We start from the raw sequence: 17,640 nt of genomic DNA, 5'->3' as shown, positions 1-17,640 counted from the left end.
ACGGCGTCTGCCACCTATTGATAAGCCGCTGGAATCGGCATGCTCTTATTAGCTGCGCTAATGAATGAGGGCTTTGGCTTTGGCTTGTCCCTGGCGCTTGCGGCGCCAGATCAGCACGCCCGATACGCTCAAGCCCGCCACCAGCACGCCCATGGCGCAGATGAACATCTTAAAGGGCCAGCCCCACATCGAGGCCATGTGCAGGGCGCTGATCCAGCTGCGGATGGTGTCGCCGCTGGCCGCGCCCGTGGGCAGCCACGCGGCCAGTTGCCGGCCGCTGGCCGCGTCGAAGAAGACGGTGGTCAATCCCTTGTGGGCGCGCACGTCGCGGCTGCTGCGCACGTTGTAGCTGTACACGCCCAGCGCGCGTTCGTAGGACAGCGCGTTTTCCTCGACGATGGCGAACGCGTGCCGCTGCGCCAGCGCGTGCATCAACAGGCGCCCCTGCGTGCGCGCGGCCGGCCAGTCCAGGTGCGGGCCCGGCGAAGGCGTGTGCCGCGCCACCGCTTCCTCGGCCCCCTGGTGCGGGAACAGCGGCTGCATCACGGCCGCATACACGCCGTACAGGTTGAAGGCGACGCCGCTCCAGGCAAACACCAGCAGCATGGCCCACAGCCACAGGCCGCCCGCGCGGTGCAGGTCGAATACCAGTTTATAGCTGCCGCCATGGCGGCGCAGCAGCCAGGACGGGCGCCAGCGCCGCAGCCACGGCTTACTGCCCGGCGAGCGTTTTTTCAGGCGCGCGGGGAAGGTCAGGGCGGCGCCGATGAAGCAATCGACCGTCCACACGATGGCGACCAGGCCGAAGATGAACAAGCCCGTGTCGCCCAGCGCCAGCGCGTAATGCAGGCGCTCGATGAAGGGCAGCAGGTTGATGGCGCCCTGGCTTATCTCGCCCCAGCGACGCTGGCCCAGCACGGCGCCCGTGTAGGGATCGACAAACACTTCGTCGCTGGCCAGCGGCGCGTCGCCGGGCGGGCGCAGGTAAAACACCATGCTGTGGCCGGGCGGCGCGGACAGCGGCGCGTACGTGACGCTCGCCTGGGGAAAGCGCGCGGCGATGGACTCGCGCAGCAGCAGGGCGTCGAGGGGCGCCGCACCCGGCGCGGGCGGCGCTGCGCGGAAGACGGCGGGCAGCATGGCCGCTTCCAGCTCATCCTTCCATGCGAGCGCGCTGCCCGTGACGCCGGCCACGATGAGGAAGCCGGCCATCAGCAGGCCCGCGTAGCGGTGCAGCGCCGCCAGTGCGGGGCGCATGTGCAGCGATGGCATCAGAACCTGTACATCGCGCTGACGTTGGCCGTGCGTTCGGCATTGCGGTAGCACAGGCCCGGCAGGTAGCCGCAGTCGTACAGGGTCTGCTTGTCGAGCACATTGTTGACGTTGAGGGAAAACTGCCACGGTCCGCGCGACACGCCCAGCGCCGCATCCCACTGCGTCAGGCCGCCATTGCGGATGTTCAGGTTGTCGCCGTCGGAGTTCGAGCGCATGGCGCCCAGAAAGCGCATGCCCAGCGCCGCATACGCGGGCAAGGCCGTGCCCAGGTCGAACGCCTGGCGCGCCCAGGCCGAGGCGCTGTGGCGCGGCGCGCCCGACTGCTGCAAGCCCAGGTCGCCGTTATTGCTCTTCCTGACCTCTGTATCGAGGTAGGTGTACTGCGCGATCAGGCTCAGACGGCTGGCGAACTCCGTGCGCGCTTCCAGTTCCAGGCCGCGCGAGCCCACTTGCCCCGTTTGCAGCAGGCTGCCCGGGTTGCCGATGTCGGAGGTGGTGACGTTGTCGCGCACCAGGTCGAAGACGGCGGCCGTGTAGCTGGCGCGCTGGCCCACGGGTTCATAGCGCACGCCAGCCTCGAATTGCTTGCCGCGCGACGGCTTCAGGGCGTCGCCGTTGGCCGTGATGCCCAGTTCGGGCGAGAACGAGGTGGCGTAGCTGACATACGGCGCCCAGCCGCCATCGAACAGGTAGACGGCGCCCACGCGGCCCGTGGTGGCCGACGGCGCCTGGTGGTAGTCCGCTTTCACGCTGCCGGCATGGAGGTCGGTGACGTCGCGCGATTGCGTCGCCTTGTCGCGGCGCAGGCCCGCCGTCACGACCCAGCGGTCCCATTTGATTTGATCCTGCGCATACAGGCCCAACTGGCGCGACGGGGCGTCCGCGCGGGTCGGCGACTTGGCCGGGACCAGGGGCTGCTTGCCATACACGGGCTGGTACAGGTCGATCGGTTCGATAAAGCCCTGCTGGTGCCGGTATTCGTCCGTGTTGCGGATGTTCGCGTAATCGACGCCCAGCAGCACCTGGTGCGCCAGGCTGCCCGTGGCGAAGCGCGCCTGCAGCTGGGTATCGGCGAACAGGCTGTTCGACGCCGTATCGACGGGCATGAAATAGCGCTTCACCGTGCCATCGTCATTCAAGCCCAGGGGGAACATGTCCGTGCGGTCGTTCTTCAGGTGCGTGTAGCGCAGGTTCTGGCGCAGCGACCACGTATCGTTGAACGCATGCTCGAACTCGTAGCCCAGCATGGTGTTGCGGCGCTTGAAGCGGTTGTCGTCGCCCATCAGGTTGACACCGGGGTCCACCTGGCCGCGCGGGCCTGGCGCCAGCAGCTGGTTGGGAAACGCGTATTGCTGGTTGTCCTGCTCGTAGCGCGCCAGCAGGGTCAAACGCGTGGCCGGTCCTGCCTGCCAAGTGAGGGACGGGGCGAAGTACAGGCGGTTGTCGCGGTCGCGATCCAGCCGCGTGTCCGCTTCGCGGCCCAGCATGACGACGCGCCAAGTCCAGGCGCCCGGCGCGTCGAGCGTGCCGCCCACGTCCGCTTTCAGCTGGCGGCGCTGGTAGCTGCCGTACTCGATGCCCACTTCGCGCACGGCGTCCGCGCTGGGACGCTTGCTGACGGCGTTGACCATGCCGCCCGGCGGAATCTGCCCGTACAGCACGGAGGCGGGGCCGCGCAGCACTTCCAGGCGTTCCAGGCCATACGGCTCGATGGAGGCGCCAAACGTGCGGCCCGAATTGCGCAAGCCATCTTGCAGGATGCCGTTCGTTTCGATGGTGAAGCCGCGCAGCAGCGAGGAATCGTCGCTGCCCAGCGGACGCTGGTTCGGCGTCACGCCCGCCGTGTAGCGCAGGGTCTCGTCGAGCGATTCGGCGTTGCGGTCGCTGATTTCATCGGCCGTGACGACGGACACGGATTGCGGGTTTTCATTCAGGGCCGTATCCGTCTTGGTGGCCGAGGCGGCGCGCCGCGCCACGTAGCCGCGCACGGGGCCCGTCGCCGTTTCGCGTTCGGCCGTGGCATTGATGGTGATGGCGGGCAGGGTGGCGCTGGCCTGCGCCGCCTGTGCGCTTGCCGGCGCCGGCAATGGCGTTGCGGAGGCGTCCGCCCGCAGCGCATAGGCGCCGTTGGCGCCCGCGACGACGCGCACGCCCTGGCCGCGCAGCAGTTCGTCGAAGCCCTGGCGCACGGTATAGCTGCCCGCCAGGCCGCCGCTGCGTTTGCCCTGCAACAGGGCCGCGTCGGCCGACAGTTCCACGCCGGCCGCGCTGGCAAACGCGGTCAAGGCCCGCTCCAGCGGTCCGGCGGGGATCGCGTAGGGGCGCTTGGCTTGCGCATTCTCAAGCGTTTGCGCGTGGGCGGCAGGGGCCGTGACGGCCACGGCGCCCATGGCGGCGCCAGCCAGGAACAGGGCCTGGATGGCGACGGCGAGGGGGAATGGACGCAGCGTGGGTGCGGTCGGGCGAGGGGGCATGGTGCAGATCCTTGGAAAGTGGAAGGAAAAAAATCGGTTCTTCCCGTATTCCGAACGAGAAGCCAAAACCCTCAACGTTTTTTCATTTATTTTGCCTATATTTTTCAGGACGCCTGGCGCGGCCCCACGCTGACCCAGTAGCGCGTGCGGTAGCGCAGCTGCACGGGCAGGCTCAGGGCCAGGTTGGCCAGCGAGCGGTCCGTGTCGCGCAGCGAATACACGCCCGTCACGCGCAGGCCGGCGATGGATGCGTCGCAGCGCAGCACGCCGTGACGGTAGCGTCCCAGCTCGGCCAGCAGTTCGCCCAGCGGCATGCGTTCGGCCACCAGGCGGCCATCGGCCCAGGCGGCGGCGCTGTCTTCCACCTTGCCGATGTCTTGCACTGCGCGGCGCGTATAGCCGGCCTGCTGGCCCGCCTGCAGGTGCACGGGCGCGGCGCCGTCCTGCCGCGGCTGCAGGGCGACGGCGCCCTGGAACACGGCCACCTTGCTGGCGTCGGCATCGAGGCGCACGCCAAAGCGCGTGCCCAGCGCCGTGGCCGTGCCTTGCGGCGTCGCCACCAGCAGCGGACGGTCGACAGGCGCCGTTTCGTGCGCGCTGGTGACGAGGATGGCCCCCGCGCGCAGCACGATGCGCCGTTCGCCGGCGCTGTATGCCACGTCGATGGCGCTGGCCGTGTCCAGCACCACTTGCGTGCCGTCGGCCAGCACGATGGCGCGCGTCTCGCCCACAGCCGTGCGGTAATCGCTGGCGGCGCGCTGCCACAGGCCCGATTCGTGCGCCAGCAGGGCCGTGCCGCCGCCCGCCGCGATCAGTCCCAGCAGCTGCAAGGCGCGCCGGCGGCCGGCGGCATGGCGCTGGGCCGGCGCCAGCGCGCCGCGCGCCACTTCGCGGGGCAGGGCCTCGAATTGCCGGGCGAAGCGCTGCAGCCGGGCCCAGGCCCGTTCGTGCTCCGGGTGGGCGGCGCGCCAGGCGGCGCAGGCGTCGGCATCGGCCGCGCTGGCGTCTTCCGCCCACAGCCGCGCCATCCAATCGGCGGCGCGCTGCAGCACGGCGGGGGCGATGGGAGCGCTGTCCAGTTGGGGGTTCATGCGCATTGCGCCATGCAGCAGGCCAGCAGCGCGCGGGCGATGTATTTTTCCACGGAGGAGACGGACACGTCGAGGTGCGCGGCGATGTCGGCGTAGGCCATGCCTTCGAGCTTGCACAGCAAAAAGGCGTCGCGCACCTTGTTCGGCAAGCTGGCCAGGATGGCGTCGATTTCCATCAGCGCTTCGACGATCAGTGCACGCATTTCCGGCGTCGGCACCAGCGCTTCCGGCTGCGCGGCGATGGCGTCCGCGTAGGCTGACTCGATATGCCGGCGGCGGAACAGGTCGACCACCAGGCCGTTGGCGATCTGCGCCAGGTGCTGGCGCGATTCCACGGGAGCGGGCGCGCGGCCGCGCGCGAGGATGCGCAGATACGTGTCGTGCGCCAGGTCGGCCGCGTCGAAGGCGTTGCCCAGCTTGCGGCGCAGCCAGCCCTGCAGCCAGCCATGGTGGTCGCTGTAGAGGACTTCGATTTGCCGATGCAGTTCCAGTTCGGGGCGTAGCATGCAACCTTTCCATGCCACGGTCCACAGGACAGACAGGCCTTGATGCGATTGAGAATTGTTCGTATTGTAGCCCGATTGCCGGGACTTGTGGCCCGGCAGTGGCTGTCCAGCAACGCTATCGGGCGGCCGTCACGTTGAAATCAGCTTGATATCGGCCACCCGCTCCACCAGCCACACGCAAGCGACCAGGGCGATGGCCAGCGAGCCGACGGTCAGCACTTGCCGGTACAGCCACGTCTTGCGCAGCAGCCAGGCGAGCGGCAGGAAGGCGGCGACGATGGCCAGCTGGCCGATTTCCACGCCCACGTTGAAGCCGAACAGGCTGGCCAGCAGGGAACCTTGCGGCAAGCCCAGGTCGCGCAGCACGCTGGCGAAGCCGAAACCGTGGATCAGCCCGAATACGAAGGCGGCCACGGGGCGCTTGCCGCGGAACAGGGGCAGCAGGTTGTTCAGCGCGGCCAGGATCACGGAAGCGGCAATCGCCGATTCCACCCAGCGCGACGGCAGCGAGACGAGCGACAGGCTGGCCAGGGTCAATGTGATGGAATGGGCCAGCGTGAATGCCGTGACGACCTTCAGCACGTCATAAAAAGCCGTTTTCAAGCCTTGCCGCTGTTCGCGCAAGCCCGGCAGCAGCACGGCCGGCAGCAGCAGCGACAGCAGGAACAGGATATGGTCGTAGCCGATCCAGATATGCCAGATGCCGTGTTTGACATACGCGCCGAACTGCGCCAGGCGGTCGGGTGCGGCCAGGGACAGCGTCTGGCGCGGGCTGTCCGGGTCGAAGATGGCCGTTTGCGTGGCGCCGCCGCTGTCGATCTTGAGCAAGCCCTTGTGCTGCGGGTCGAGGTCGGCGAACAGGGTGTAGCCGATGTTTAAAGTGGCTGGCGCGGCGTTGCCGGGGCAGGTGGCCGCAAAGCGCAGCACGCTGTAGGCGCCGTCCGTATGCCGGTCGATCAGCTGCTCGACGGCCTTCAAGGGGCAGGCGCCCCGGTCGCTGGCCACCTGCAGGCGTTGCAGCGCGTAGGCGGCAATGGCGTCGTGGCGCGCGCGGATCTCCTCCCAGGTCAGCGCGCCGTCGCCATTGCCATCGAGGCCGATGGCGAAATCGAGGTCGCGCAGGGCGATATCCCATTGCCCGTCGATCTGCTGGCCGTGCACGGCCAGGCTCAGGTAGCTGTCGCTGGGCTTGTGCGCCTGCGCGGGGGCCAGCCAGGCGCACAGGGTGAGCAGCAACGCGAGCATGCGGGCGTTCACAGCGCACCTGCTTTCTTTGCGGCACTAAGTTTTTGCCCATCCTGCGGCCCCAGCTGCCTGACGAGGCGCTGCAGGGCCACGTCTTCCACGCCATGCGCCGTGATCCAGGCCAGCACCGGTTGCGCCGCGGCGTAGTTGCGCGCGGCCACGGATGCTTCCAGCAAGATGCGCATGTCGGGCACTTCCTTCTGGATGGCCCAGTTTTTCTGCGCCAGTTGCAGGGCGGCCGGCACATCCTGTTGCAAAAACAGGGCGAAACGGGCCTGTTCCCGCTGGTGCACGGTGTCGCCGCGTTGCATGGCGGCATTGAAACGGGCCGCCAGTTCCGCTTTTGCCGCCAGGAAGGCCGTCTGCTGGCCGGGCAGCGCCTGCAGCGCCAGCGCGTAGCGCAGCAGCAGGGCGTCGATGCGCTGCTGCTCTTTCAGCAATTTGGCGACTTCCTGCGGGCGCTGCCGGTCGAGCAGGAAATCCGCGTAGGCGCCCAGCAGATAGCTGTCGCGCGGCTGCCGCGCCAGCGCCGTCGTGTAGCGCGCCTCGGCCAGCGCCGCCTCTCCGCGCCGCGTGGCCATTTCCGCCAGCAGGGTTGCGGCCCAGCTGTCGAGCTCCGGCGCCGCGCCGGCGCTGCGTTGCAGGGTCAGGTCCAGCAAGCGCTCGCTGCTGGCGGCGCGGCCCGTGACGCTGGCGATACTGGCAAGGCAGGTGACGGTGACGAGCTGCGTCGTCAGGGCGGACAGGCGCGCGCAGGCCGCCGTCGCCTGGGCGTAGTCGCCCTGCACGGTGAGCACGGTGGCGCGCGTCAGCCAGGCCTGGCCGTTTTGCGGCTGCTGGGCGATGACGGCGTCGAGGTCTTGCAGGGCGGGAGCGAAATGGTGGGTGCTTTGCAGGATGGTGGCGCGCAGCAGGCGCACGGGGACGGGCGGTGCCGCTTGCCGCCACCATGGCGCCAGCGCCGCTTGCGCGTAACCCAGGTAGCGCGGGTCCGTTTCGCTGCGCGCCAGGGCAATGTAGCGCTGGGCCAGGCTGGTGGCCAGGGCAAGGTCTTGCGGCGTGTCATTCAGTTGCTGGCGCAGGCCGCGCAAGGCGAGCTGCGTGGCGTCGGCGCGGCGCGGCAATTGCTCGATGACGGCGCTGCCGTCTTTCGGCGTGTAGGGCGCGGCCGGCGCCAGCACGGGCAGGCAGGCGCACAGCAGGGAAATCGGTGTTTTCATCGTGGACGCCATCGACGGTGGAGTAGGGCGGCAAGGGCGGGCGCCGGAGAACGCTGTCTCCGGCGCCCGCACTCGGTGACCGCGCGTTACAGCGGTACCGGCTCCGTATTTTCCGGAGAGGTCGCCATGATGGCGTCGATGGCGACGCCGTCCTTGTCATCGCTGGTGGTCAGGATGACGTTGCTGACGGCCACATAGAAGGCGTCGAGCAAGACCACGGGCGGAGGGGTGACGCCGCCGTCGCCGTTATCGCCGCCGTGGCTGCTGCCGCCGCCACCGCAGCCGGCCAGCAGGGTGGTGAGCGCCAGGGCGCCGCATGCATGGAGCTTTTTCATCGTATTCTCCTCGTAGGCTTACAGTTGCGGCGAACCGGCGATGGGGTTTTTCAGGTAGGGAAAACCCGCCGTGAAGTAGGTTTCATCGAGGAAAGCGCCATCCGTGAAATGCAGGGCGCCGGCCGGTGCATCGGCCGGGGCGCAGCCGATGTTCAGGGTGCACAGCTTGCCCATGGCCACGCGCAGCACCACGTCGACCACGTCGTCGCCGGGGCGGCGGCCGTTCGGGAAGCCCGCGTTATCGCCATCGATGACGCCCAGGCGCTTTTGCGCGCCGACGGCGGTAGGGGCGATCGAGGTGTTCAGGCGCAGCATTTCGGACGCCGTCACGGTGACGGGCTGGTTCACGCCCTTGATGCCCGTCAGGAAAGTGGCCACCAGGTCGTTGCGGGGGAAGTTGGTGGGCGCCTTGGCGCCTGCCGAGCCAAACAGCACTTCCACCAGGGCCGGCGCCGTGGGGTTGGTGACGTAGTCGGCAAATTGCGCGTCGCCCGACGGCTTGCTGGCGTTGAAGCGGTCCTTGTCCTTCAGGCCGATGACCAGTTCATTCACCAGCGGCATGCCCAGGCGCGACACTTGCACCCACGCGCCGCCTTCCTTCGAGGCCGTGGTGGCCGTGCCCGGCGCCGGGTTCAGCAGGCGGCCCTGGCGCAGGCTGGCCGTGGTCCAGCCGCCGATGACGGGGTCGCTGCCAGCCGTCAGGCAGGCGGTCGGCACTTCCATCTCGATGGCCGTGACGTTTTTCCGGGCCAGGTCATCCTTGGCGGCCGACTCCGCATTCGCGGCGAATTCCGTGGCGGGCGCCTTGATGTTGATCAAGTCGAACGTTTCGCCCAGGTTCACGACGAACGGGTCCTTGCGCTGGCCGACGAACATGCGCGCCGGCGTGGCGCAGCCGGGAATATTGACGGCATACACATGTTGCGCAGCATACGCGGCATAGTTGGGGATGGCCTTGTTGCCGATGTTGTCGACGGGCTTGTCGAAGGTCGTGCCGCCGCCGCTGGCGTTGGTGACGGCGCTCCTGGTGCCCGTGCGGCGGTCGCCCCGCACCACGGTGACGCTGTACGTTTCGCGCACGTTCAGGCCGGCCGGATTGACGCTGTCGATGGCGCCGCCATTGATGACGAGCGGAATCGAGACTTTCTTGCCGCCCACGGTGAACTGGCCATCCTTGATGGTGTTGGTGAAGCGGAACTGGAAGGTGAGGTCTTCCTTGCCGTCGCCATTGTTGTCGATATGGATTTCGTACAGGGCGTTGGGGTCCATGGCGAAGTAATTCGGGCCGCCGTAGGCGTCCTGCAGGGGAATGTAGTCGGCCACCAGGGTGGTGTAGGCGCCGCGGCCCGCTTCATAGCTGCGGAACATATAGAAGTCGGTGGCGTCGACTTTGGGGTTTTGCGTGATGAATGGCGCTTCGCGGTGGCTGGAAGCGTGGGCCGCTGGCGCGATGGCCAACGTGAAGGATACGGCGAGCAGGTTGCCCATGAGGGCGGCGCCCAGCGCGGTTTTCGAGTGTGACAAGGACATTTCGATTCTCCCGATTTTTGTTAGCGTTGACAGACAAGTCCAAGAAACTGCAGGCTGCCTGACTTATACGCACGGGGAACGAAAACGGATTCACTGCCTTGAAAAGGAGGTCATTGGCTCACCAGGCCAGCACCTTGGGGCCAAGGGCCGCGCCGATGGCGGTCGGCACCAGCATGCCCAGCACGTACCAGAAACCGACGAAGCTGGCCGCCAGCTCGGGGCAATGCAGGCAATAGACGAGCGCCGCCATAGCGCCGGCCGCAAAACCGGCAGCCGCGCCCGCCAAGCGCAGGCGCGTGGGGGCCAGCTGGCGCATCAGGCGCAGCACGGCGGCCAGGATGGGCAGGGAAAGGGTGGCGATCAGCAAAGGGCAACTGCGCCAGGTGGCGCCCCAGAACAGCTCGGCGCGTTGCCCGGGAGGGGCTTCCTGCAGGATGAGGGCGCCCAGCACCCACATCAGCAACAGGGGCAGGGCGAGCAGCAGGGGCAGGGCGCGCGTCGGCGCACCGGGCATGCACAGGCGGCGGCTGGCTTGCCAGGCCGCCAGGCAGAGGCAGGCGACGAAACCCACCTTGACCCAGAAATCGGGCAACCGGGCCAGCTGTTCCAGGTTGGGCCGCACGCCCAGCAACATGGCCATCAGCGCCACGCTGCCCAGTACGCCGGCGGTCAAAGTGCCCGCGGCGCGCCAGCGGGCGCCCGGGGGCGGCGCGGCGGCCACGTCGGGGCCGCTGGCCAGCATGGCGATCAAGTCATCGGTTTTCATGGTGTCCTTATCCTCAAGTTGGCTGCCAGTGCCTTCAAGCCGCGATGCACGGCCACTTTGACGCTGGCTTCCGAAATCTGCATGGCCGCCGCCGTGTCGCGCACGGACCAGCCGTCGAGCTTGGTATGCACGATGGCGTCGCGCTGCTGCGCCGGCAAGCTGGCCAGCAATTTGCCCAGGTCGCGGCTGGCTTCGGCCGCCTCGGCATCGGCGCTGGAAAACAGTTCCTGCGCGCTATCTTCTTCGTCGTACGGCAAGTGCTGCGCTTCGCGCCGTCCATGCCGGCGCAGCCAGTCGATCAATTTATAGCGGGCGATCGCATGGATCCACGACGTCAGCGGCACGCCCGTGTCATACGTCAGCCGCTGGTTGTGGATGGCCAGCAGGCACTCCTGCACCAGGTCTTCCACCTCGTCCGGCCAGCGCTGCAGGCGGCGCCGCAGGAATGCGCGCAAATGGCTGCTACTGGCCTGCAAGAAACTGCGATACGCCGCCGCATCGCCGTCGAGCCCGCGCAGCATCAAGCCATGCAGCCGCAATTCCGTTCCATGCAGGTGCTCGCTTACAGGTATTCGTTGCATGCAGGCCTTTGGTGACAGGCGTTGAAAAAAATAAATATCATTAATTTTTGCCGGCGGCTGTAACCAATCCGGCCATTGCGGCGAATTGACAGGCAAGCACGCTTCTTCATTCACTATAACGGGTAGTCATCATGCATATCAAGCACCGCCTTGCCGCCAGCCTCGTTCCGCTCTGCCTGTGGGCCGCGACGGCACCCGCGTACGCGCAGCTGGCGGCCGGCCAGCGCTGCGCCGTGCAAAGCGGGCCGCAGACGGCGGCGCTGGTGGAACTGTACAGCAGCGAAGGCTGTTCCAGCTGCCCGCCCGCCGACCAGCGCCTGAACGCCTTGCGCAAGGAAGCGGGGGAGGCCAGCCTGGTCGTGCCGCTGGCCCTGCACGTCACCTACTGGGACCAGATCGGCTGGACGGACCCGCTGGCGCAGGCGCAATTCGATGCGCGCCAGGCCGAATTGCTGCGCTACCAGCCCCGTCATGTGGCCTACACGCCCCAATTCTTTGTGGGCGGCACGGAATTGCGCGGCTGGGATACGCAACTGCCGGCCGCCATCCGCCGCATCAACGCGACCGCCGCGCCCGTCAATATCAGCCTGTCCGCCACGCCAGGGGCGGGTGGACAATTATTGCTTGAAGCCAATGCCAGCGCGCCGGATGGGCAGGCGGGCGGCCAGCTGTACGTGGCCATCAGCGAAAGCGCCATCGTCTCGAAAGTGCTACGCGGCGAAAACCGCGGCGCCACCCTGCATCACGATGCGGCCGTGCGCCTGTGGCTGGGACCCGTTGCGCTGGCGCAAGGCCACGCCCGGCTGCGCCGCGAAGTCAACCTGCCCGCCAGCTGGCGCCCGGAGCAGCTGCAAGTGGTCGCCTTCGTGCAGCGGGCCGACAGCAGCGCCATCCTGCAAGCCGTCAGCACGGCATCCTGCGCGAAGGGAGTGATGTGATGAACGGACAAGCGAACGTGATCCACCCCGCCTGGCTGCGTCTGACGCACTGGCTCAATGCCGTGGCCGTCGTGGTGCTGGCCACCAGCGGCTGGCGCATCTATAACGCGGCGCCATTTTTCCCTTTCGAGTTGCCGCGCGCGCTGACCCTGGGCGGCTGGCTGGGCGGCGCCCTGCAATGGCATTTCGCCGCCATGTGGCTGCTGGTGGCCAATGGCTTGCTGTATCTGATCATCAACATCGCCTCGGGCAGGCTGCGGCGCCAGTTCTTTCCCCTGACGCCGCGCCTGTTGCTGGCCGATTTTGTTGCCGCGCTGAAAGGAAAGCTGGCCCACGCGGATCCGCGCCGCTACAACATGGTGCAGCGCGCCGCCTACCTGTTCGTCATGCTCGACTGCATCGTGCTGGTGCTGTCCGGCCTGGTGCTGTGGAAGTCCGTGCAATTTCCCCTGCTGCGCGAGCTCATCGGCGGCTACGAGAGTGCGCGCAGGGTCCACTTCATCGCCATGGCGCTGCTGACGGGCTTTGTCGGCGTACACTTGCTGATGGTGGCGCTGGTGCCGCGCACCCTGGTCGCCATGCTGCGCGGCCGCTAAGGAGACGATCATGAAAAAAACCATCCTCGTGCCAAGGCAGGGCCAGGCCATGCTGGACGACGCCTTGCGCCAGATCAAGCAACCGTCGCGCCGTTTGTTCCTGCAGCGCAGCCTGACCCTGGGCGGCCTGTCCTTGTTGACCGGCTGCAACGTCAGCGACCCGTCCGGCATCGAGACGGCGCTGGCGGCCGTGTCGCGCTTCAACGACAGGGTACAGGGCTGGCTGTTCGACCCGACCAAGCTGGCGCCGACCTACCCGGACTCCATGATCACGCGGCCGTTCCCCTTCAACGCGTATTACGGCGAAGATGAAGTGGAAGAAGTCGATGGCGACGCCTGGCGCCTGGAATTGAGCGGCTTGATCGCCGACAGGAAGCCGTGGACCCTGCCGCAATTGCGCGCCTTGCCGCAGGAAACCCAGATCACGCGCCACATCTGCGTGGAAGGCTGGAGCGCCATCGGCAAGTGGGGCGGCGTGCCGTTTTCCCACTTCCTGAAGCGGGTCGGCGCCGACACGACGGCCAAATACATCGGCTTCCAGTGCGCCGACGATTATTTCACCAGCATCGACATGGCCACGGCCCTGCATCCGCAAACCATCATGGCCCTGAGCTACGACGGCCAGGAATTGCCGCCCAAGTACGGCTACCCGATGAAACTGCGCATGCCGACCAAGCTGGGCTACAAGAATCCCAAGCACATCCAGGCCATTTTCGTCACGAACACCTACCCGGGAGGGTATTGGGAGAATCAGGGCTACAACTGGTTCGGCGGCTCTTGAACAATTTTGGCAGTACCCGTAGCTTGGCAGTACCCGTAGCACGGCAACAGCTTTACCACCGGGCAATCTCGCCCATATAACCCAGAGACAAGGACATATCATGAAAACCACCATCACCGCCCTGATTGCTTCCGCCATCCTCATGTCGGGCGCCGCGTTTGCCCAGGATGCCATGAAGAAAGACGCCATGGCCAAGGACGCCTCGGCCGATGCCATGCACAAGGACGCCATGGGCAAGGATGGCATGCACAAGCCGATGGCGAAGAAACACATGAAGAAGGACCACATGGCCAAGGATGGCATGGCGAAAGATGCCATGGCAAAAGACGGCATGAAGAAGGATGAGATGAAAAAGGATGGCATGGCCAAGGATGCAATGGCCAAGTAAGCGTGCAAGCAAGGTTTTGCATGGGCAGGCGCACCATCCTCGCCGGGTGGCGCGCCTGTCGTCGTTTCGCCAGCGGCTTGCTGGTGTTCATGGCAATTTGCTAAAATTGAAAACTTATTTAATAGCAATTGCTGGAGTAACGATGCCGATGCATGAAGCAAGCTTCCCATTACGCTGTGCGGCAGCGGTGCTGGCCATCCTGCCCGGGCTTGGCCAGGCGATGCCGGGCGCGACCTGTCCGCCGCAAGTGTATCCGCACGAGGCGCGCCTGTATGAACTGGAAGGTAAAACGAGCATGCGCTTTTCCGTGGGGCAGGATGGCAAGGTGGCAACGGCATCCGTGGCACGCAGTTCGGGGTGGAAAGTGTTGGACGATGCGGCGCTGAGCAATGTGCGGCAGTGCGTGTTCCCTGCTGATAGAGCGGCCAAGGAAAATTTTAGTGTTCAATATGTATGGGACCTGGACGATACCGAGCTCTTGCGTCCCTTGCTGGTACCCGGCAGCTGCCAGCCTTCCCAGCGCGTCCAGGGCTATAACAATCTCGACAAATCGGCCAGCAATGACAGCGGCATAGTGCTGCGCATGTTTATCGGCAGCGAAGGTGCCCCTGCACGTATCGTGGCCGAAGCGCCAGGCCTGCCAGCGGAACTGGTCGAGGCGGCGGTTACCTATGTGCAGGGTTGCCGTTTTGCCATCGATCCTGAAGTTGGCGGCACGCGTAGCTGGAGCACGTATGGCAAGGTGCTGCTGCGCCGTCAACCCCTGTAGTAAGCTTGCACTCTCCACATCGTTTTCCTGCCGAAGTCATGACTGAACCATCCGCCGCTGCCACCGCATCGTCCCCCTCCGACAAATCGATCCGCCGCCGCTCGCTGTTCGCCGCCTGCAGCGCGCATGCCGTGCATGACGGCTTGACGGACGTGATCTATGTGCTCCTGCCCATCTGGCAGGCGCAGTTTGCCATCAGTTACGCCATGGTGGGCCTGTTGCGCGGTTCCTACTCGGGCATGATGGCCGGCTTCCAGCTGCTGGCCAGCCGCATGGCGAAGCGCTGGGGGCGCGAACGCATGCTCGTGGGCGGCACGGCGCTGGCCGGCGTCGCCTACCTGATCGCGGGGCAGGCGGGCGGCCTGGCCGTCTTGCTGATCGCCTTGCTGCTGGGCGGCCTGGGCGCCAGCACGCAGCACCCGCTGGCGTCTTCCATCGTCACCGACACGCACGAGGCGGGCGGCGGCGTGAAGGAAGCGCTGTCGCACTACAACTTTGCCGGCGATATCGGCAAGACCCTGATTCCCGCGCTGGTGGGTTTGCTGTTATTGGTGTGCAGCTGGCAAGCCAGCGTCTCCTTGCTGGGCTTGCTGGGCCTGGCGGCGGCCGGCTTGCTGTGGTGGCTGCTGCCGAAACCGGGCGAGCTGCAGGCGGGCGCGAAGAAGGCGGGCAAGACCATCGCCGGCAGCGGTTCGAAGGCGAGCTTTCGCGCCTTGCTGGCCACGGGCACCCTGGACAGCGCCGTGCGCATGGGTTTTCTCACCTTTTTGCCATTCTTGCTGAAAAGCAAGGGCGCGGGCACGGCCGGCATCGGCGTGGCGCTGTCGCTGCTGTTCGTGGGTGGCGCCTTCGGCAAGTTGCTGTGCGGCTACCTGGGCGCGCGCATCGGCATGATGAAGACCGTGTGGCTGACGGAATCGATGACCTCGCTGCTGATCGTGCTGGCCCTGTGGCTGCCGCTGGCCGGCGTCATGGCCATGCTGCCCTTGCTGGGGCTGGCGCTCAATGGCACTTCATCCGTGCTGTATGGCGTGGTGCCGGAATTGGCCGAACCCGGCAAGCGCGAACATGCGTTCGCCCTGTTCTACACGGGCAGCATCGGCGGCGGGGCGCTGTCGCCCGTGCTGTTCGGCGCGCTGGGCGACCATACGAGCGTGCACACGGCCCTGCTGGCGCTGGCGGCCGTATTGCTGCTGACCTTGCCGCTGGCGTGGAAGGTGCAGCGGGGCCTGGCGCATGGCGGCACCGCATGAGGGGACGCTTCGCATGAGCCTGCCGTTGCCGCGCGATAAACACGATACGCGCAACGCGCGAGCCCTGATCGCCTTGAGCTGGGAGGAAGTCCGTCCAGCCATGCCGCAGATCCTGGAATGGGTGCAAGATGTGAACTGGCCGGTGGCCGGCGTGCTCCTGCCGTATCTGGCCGGCATCGGGCCGCGCCTTGCCCCCTATATAAAAACGGTGCTGGCCGGTAATGACGAACAATGGAAGTATTTTGTATTGCAGGGCATCGTGCGCCATTCACGGGAGCTGGCATTCGAATTGGACGGCGAATTGCAACGCTTCGCCCATGCACCGACAATGGGAGAACGGGAAGAAGGCGTGGCCGAGGTGGCTCGGGAAATTCTGCAATGCCAGATAATAACTGTGGCCGGCCAGTAATCAGGGGCATTATTGTAGGAAATCAGTATTGAATGTGCGTGCGTGTGGCCATTCCTGTAATAGATAGGAGACAATCCGGGCCGAATATATTTCGACCTCCGGGTTGTAAAACCCTCCCTATCATTTAACAGGAAGATTACATGGGCAATTTTAGTATCCCGCACACCAATAAAGCACTCGCCGTGTATTTTCATGGCAAGACGGTGCCTAGGCTGTTTGCGGTATTTGCGGCGATCCTGGCGGCAGTGGCAGGTTTTGTCTTGTACCTGAGCACGACCATCCCTCAGAAAACACTGACCGATACGCAGGCCATGACCTTGCGCAATGGCGCCAAGCTGGGCACGCACAGCAATTTGACTATTCTGTACGGCACGGCGGCTTTTCTATTGCTGCTCGCCGTGCTGGTACTGGTCATGCGCGCGATAATGCTCAAGCGGCGGAAAAGCCGTTTTGAATTGCATGAAGACGGTGTGGTGCATGAATTGAACGGCATTCGCAGTTACGCCGCCTTTGCCGATATCGAGGACCTGTATCTGTTTGCCGGCGGTTCCACCGCCATGACCGGCATGATCAATAACTTTGCCTACCGCACGGGCGCCGACCAGCCCTGGATATGGGCTACCGGAGAACTCAAGCGCTTTGACGAATTCATGGACGAATTTCGCTCCCGTTACCTGGATTGCCGCATGCCCGTCTTGAAGCAAAAGCTGGCGGACGGCGAGCGCGTGACTTTCCGCTACATCAGCAGCGGCGAGGTATACAAGAAACGCTTCTTCGGCAATTTCCTGAATGTCAAGACACAGGAACTGGCCTTCTCGGCGCAGGGCTTGCATGTGGACGGCGTCACCTGGCCTGGCGCCAGCCTGAAGTGCATGAATCAGAATGACTGGACCGAGAGATTGACGATCAAGGATGCGGCGGGTACGACAGTCTTTTCATGCATCGGCACGGGTATCCTGAGTTTCGACCTGTTCGCCAATATGATAGACGACGAGATTAATCAAGCGTCGTAATTCCGGCGGAAATAAGCCTCCCGATACGGGGAGGCTTGCGACCGGCTTATCCCGGTCGGCGGCCAAATGCAGATAAAAAATGAAAACACAGTTACTGTCGAATGACGAATATCAAAAAACCTTCCATGCACCCATGCTGAAGGTGACCGAGACCGCCAGGGAAGTCGTCGATCTTTGGGCATATGCCGATCTGGTCATCGGGAGTGACTTTGGCGACGCCGCGGACTGGAATTGGCAGGTCGCGCATATTTATGAGTCGTCAGATGGAAAGTTTCAGCACATCGGCATTCCCGTTCCCCGCGATGATACTTATCTGACGGTGATCGTCGATATACACGGCAGAAAAATCCTGGGGCATGTTTTTCTTGATTTGCGCGCCAGGCAGTCAAGCCGCAGTGAGGAATAACAGGGAGCGATTGGTGCTCCATGTCGCATTGATAAGTTATTGGCAAGCCGATACGGCATGACTT

Annotated in this window: 19 protein-coding genes; 9 read left to right on the top strand and 10 right to left on the bottom strand. The window is 65.4% G+C overall.

The features are described from left to right. Positions 1-57: 57 nt before the first annotated feature. From O3299_RS08205 to O3299_RS08160, 10 genes are all read right to left on the bottom strand, one after another. Positions 58-1,272, bottom strand: coding sequence for a PepSY domain-containing protein (locus O3299_RS08205; RefSeq protein WP_305062017.1), 1,215 nt, complete (start codon positions 1,270-1,272; stop codon positions 58-60). Then, positions 1,272-3,749 (bottom strand): TonB-dependent siderophore receptor, encoded by a 2,478-nt coding sequence (locus O3299_RS08200; RefSeq protein ID WP_305062016.1) that lies wholly within the window; start codon positions 3,747-3,749, stop codon positions 1,272-1,274. The genes O3299_RS08205 and O3299_RS08200 overlap by 1 nt, the downstream gene beginning before the upstream one ends. A 104-nt stretch (positions 3,750-3,853) precedes the next feature. Next, positions 3,854-4,840 (bottom strand): FecR domain-containing protein, encoded by a 987-nt coding sequence (locus tag O3299_RS08195; RefSeq protein WP_305062015.1) that lies wholly within the window; start codon positions 4,838-4,840, stop codon positions 3,854-3,856. After that, complete coding sequence (locus O3299_RS08190) at positions 4,837-5,346, bottom strand: sigma-70 family RNA polymerase sigma factor (protein ID WP_305062014.1); 510 nt, start codon at positions 5,344-5,346, stop codon at positions 4,837-4,839. Before O3299_RS08190 ends, O3299_RS08195 begins: the two co-directional genes overlap by 4 nt. Before the next feature lie 129 nt (positions 5,347-5,475). After that, the gene (locus O3299_RS08185) at positions 5,476-6,591 is read right to left on the bottom strand and encodes a HupE/UreJ family protein (protein ID WP_305062013.1); all 1,116 of its coding nucleotides are present in this window, start codon (positions 6,589-6,591) and stop codon (positions 5,476-5,478) included. Positions 6,592-6,599: 8 nt separating this feature from the next. Beyond that, the gene (locus O3299_RS08180; RefSeq protein ID WP_305062012.1) at positions 6,600-7,811 is read right to left on the bottom strand and encodes a hypothetical protein; all 1,212 of its coding nucleotides are present in this window, start codon (positions 7,809-7,811) and stop codon (positions 6,600-6,602) included. A gap of 86 nt (positions 7,812-7,897) precedes the next feature. Next, positions 7,898-8,146, bottom strand: a complete 249-nt coding sequence (locus O3299_RS08175; RefSeq protein WP_099667811.1) for a hypothetical protein — start codon at positions 8,144-8,146, stop codon at positions 7,898-7,900. An 18-nt stretch (positions 8,147-8,164) separates the two neighbouring features. After that, positions 8,165-9,676, bottom strand: coding sequence for a DUF4331 domain-containing protein (locus O3299_RS08170; protein WP_305062011.1), 1,512 nt, complete (start codon positions 9,674-9,676; stop codon positions 8,165-8,167). A gap of 118 nt (positions 9,677-9,794) precedes the next feature. Continuing rightward, on the bottom strand, positions 9,795-10,442 hold the full coding sequence (locus O3299_RS08165; protein ID WP_305062010.1) for a DUF1109 domain-containing protein: 648 nt from the start codon (positions 10,440-10,442) through the stop codon (positions 9,795-9,797). Then, positions 10,439-11,023 carry a sigma-70 family RNA polymerase sigma factor gene (locus tag O3299_RS08160; protein WP_289914588.1) on the bottom strand — a complete coding sequence of 195 codons (585 nt, stop codon included), beginning with the start codon at positions 11,021-11,023 and terminating at the stop codon, positions 10,439-10,441. The genes O3299_RS08165 and O3299_RS08160 overlap by 4 nt, the downstream gene beginning before the upstream one ends. 131 nt (positions 11,024-11,154) lie before the next feature. Between O3299_RS08160 and O3299_RS08155 the strand changes: the two genes are divergently transcribed. The 9 genes from O3299_RS08155 (at position 11,155) to O3299_RS08115 (ending at position 17,576) form a co-directional block, all read left to right on the top strand. Beyond that, positions 11,155-11,961, top strand: coding sequence for a DUF1223 domain-containing protein (locus O3299_RS08155; protein ID WP_305062009.1), 807 nt, complete (start codon positions 11,155-11,157; stop codon positions 11,959-11,961). Beyond that, on the top strand, positions 11,961-12,557 hold the full coding sequence (locus O3299_RS08150; RefSeq protein WP_305052117.1) for a cytochrome b/b6 domain-containing protein: 597 nt from the start codon (positions 11,961-11,963) through the stop codon (positions 12,555-12,557). Before O3299_RS08155 ends, O3299_RS08150 begins: the two co-directional genes overlap by 1 nt. Before the next feature lie 10 nt (positions 12,558-12,567). Then, a complete protein-coding gene (locus O3299_RS08145) occupies positions 12,568-13,338 on the top strand; it encodes a molybdopterin-dependent oxidoreductase (RefSeq protein ID WP_305062008.1) in 771 nt (256 codons plus the stop codon). A gap of 100 nt (positions 13,339-13,438) precedes the next feature. After that, the gene (locus O3299_RS08140; RefSeq protein WP_099667818.1) at positions 13,439-13,726 is read left to right on the top strand and encodes a pentapeptide MXKDX repeat protein; all 288 of its coding nucleotides are present in this window, start codon (positions 13,439-13,441) and stop codon (positions 13,724-13,726) included. A 142-nt stretch (positions 13,727-13,868) separates the two neighbouring features. Continuing rightward, positions 13,869-14,495, top strand: a complete 627-nt coding sequence (locus tag O3299_RS08135; RefSeq protein ID WP_305062007.1) for an energy transducer TonB — start codon at positions 13,869-13,871, stop codon at positions 14,493-14,495. Positions 14,496-14,533: 38 nt separating this feature from the next. Beyond that, a complete protein-coding gene (locus tag O3299_RS08130) occupies positions 14,534-15,748 on the top strand; it encodes an MFS transporter (protein ID WP_305062006.1) in 1,215 nt (404 codons plus the stop codon). Positions 15,749-15,761: 13 nt separating this feature from the next. Continuing rightward, the gene (locus O3299_RS08125) at positions 15,762-16,157 is read left to right on the top strand and encodes a DUF5071 domain-containing protein (RefSeq protein ID WP_305062005.1); all 396 of its coding nucleotides are present in this window, start codon (positions 15,762-15,764) and stop codon (positions 16,155-16,157) included. Positions 16,158-16,297: 140 nt separating this feature from the next. Beyond that, on the top strand, positions 16,298-17,170 hold the full coding sequence (locus tag O3299_RS08120) for a hypothetical protein (protein ID WP_305062004.1): 873 nt from the start codon (positions 16,298-16,300) through the stop codon (positions 17,168-17,170). A 79-nt stretch (positions 17,171-17,249) separates the two neighbouring features. Then, complete coding sequence (locus O3299_RS08115) at positions 17,250-17,576, top strand: hypothetical protein (protein WP_289897754.1); 327 nt, start codon at positions 17,250-17,252, stop codon at positions 17,574-17,576. Positions 17,577-17,640: the final 64 nt, after the last annotated feature.

Origin of the sequence: Janthinobacterium sp. SUN176, assembly GCF_030587335.1 — a bacterium.
GTDB classification, from domain to species: Bacteria; Pseudomonadota; Gammaproteobacteria; order Burkholderiales; family Burkholderiaceae_D; genus Janthinobacterium; species Janthinobacterium kumbetense.
The sequence above is the reverse complement of the archived record's forward strand: the minus strand, read 5'-3'. Positions and strand labels throughout refer to the sequence as shown.

What these genes read in the sequence shown, in the direction of transcription:
- O3299_RS08205 (WP_305062017.1), bottom strand. Translation starts at nt 1,272, where the DNA reads ATGCCATCGCTGCACATGCGCCCCGCACTGGCGGCGCTGCACCGCTAC.
- O3299_RS08200 (WP_305062016.1), bottom strand. Translation starts at nt 3,749, where the DNA reads ATGCCCCCTCGCCCGACCGCACCCACGCTGCGTCCATTCCCCCTCGCC.
- O3299_RS08195 (WP_305062015.1), bottom strand. Translation starts at nt 4,840, where the DNA reads ATGAACCCCCAACTGGACAGCGCTCCCATCGCCCCCGCCGTGCTGCAG.
- O3299_RS08190 (WP_305062014.1), bottom strand. Translation starts at nt 5,346, where the DNA reads ATGCTACGCCCCGAACTGGAACTGCATCGGCAAATCGAAGTCCTCTAC.
- O3299_RS08185 (WP_305062013.1), bottom strand. Translation starts at nt 6,591, where the DNA reads ATGCTCGCGTTGCTGCTCACCCTGTGCGCCTGGCTGGCCCCCGCGCAG.
- O3299_RS08180 (WP_305062012.1), bottom strand. Translation starts at nt 7,811, where the DNA reads ATGAAAACACCGATTTCCCTGCTGTGCGCCTGCCTGCCCGTGCTGGCG.
- O3299_RS08175 (WP_099667811.1), bottom strand. Translation starts at nt 8,146, where the DNA reads ATGAAAAAGCTCCATGCATGCGGCGCCCTGGCGCTCACCACCCTGCTG.
- O3299_RS08170 (WP_305062011.1), bottom strand. Translation starts at nt 9,676, where the DNA reads ATGTCCTTGTCACACTCGAAAACCGCGCTGGGCGCCGCCCTCATGGGC.
- O3299_RS08165 (WP_305062010.1), bottom strand. Translation starts at nt 10,442, where the DNA reads ATGAAAACCGATGACTTGATCGCCATGCTGGCCAGCGGCCCCGACGTG.
- O3299_RS08160 (WP_289914588.1), bottom strand. Translation starts at nt 11,023, where the DNA reads ATGCAACGAATACCTGTAAGCGAGCACCTGCATGGAACGGAATTGCGG.
- O3299_RS08155 (WP_305062009.1), top strand. Translation starts at nt 11,155, where the DNA reads ATGCATATCAAGCACCGCCTTGCCGCCAGCCTCGTTCCGCTCTGCCTG.
- O3299_RS08150 (WP_305052117.1), top strand. Translation starts at nt 11,961, where the DNA reads ATGAACGGACAAGCGAACGTGATCCACCCCGCCTGGCTGCGTCTGACG.
- O3299_RS08145 (WP_305062008.1), top strand. Translation starts at nt 12,568, where the DNA reads ATGAAAAAAACCATCCTCGTGCCAAGGCAGGGCCAGGCCATGCTGGAC.
- O3299_RS08140 (WP_099667818.1), top strand. Translation starts at nt 13,439, where the DNA reads ATGAAAACCACCATCACCGCCCTGATTGCTTCCGCCATCCTCATGTCG.
- O3299_RS08135 (WP_305062007.1), top strand. Translation starts at nt 13,869, where the DNA reads ATGCCGATGCATGAAGCAAGCTTCCCATTACGCTGTGCGGCAGCGGTG.
- O3299_RS08130 (WP_305062006.1), top strand. Translation starts at nt 14,534, where the DNA reads ATGACTGAACCATCCGCCGCTGCCACCGCATCGTCCCCCTCCGACAAA.
- O3299_RS08125 (WP_305062005.1), top strand. Translation starts at nt 15,762, where the DNA reads ATGAGCCTGCCGTTGCCGCGCGATAAACACGATACGCGCAACGCGCGA.
- O3299_RS08120 (WP_305062004.1), top strand. Translation starts at nt 16,298, where the DNA reads ATGGGCAATTTTAGTATCCCGCACACCAATAAAGCACTCGCCGTGTAT.
- O3299_RS08115 (WP_289897754.1), top strand. Translation starts at nt 17,250, where the DNA reads ATGAAAACACAGTTACTGTCGAATGACGAATATCAAAAAACCTTCCAT.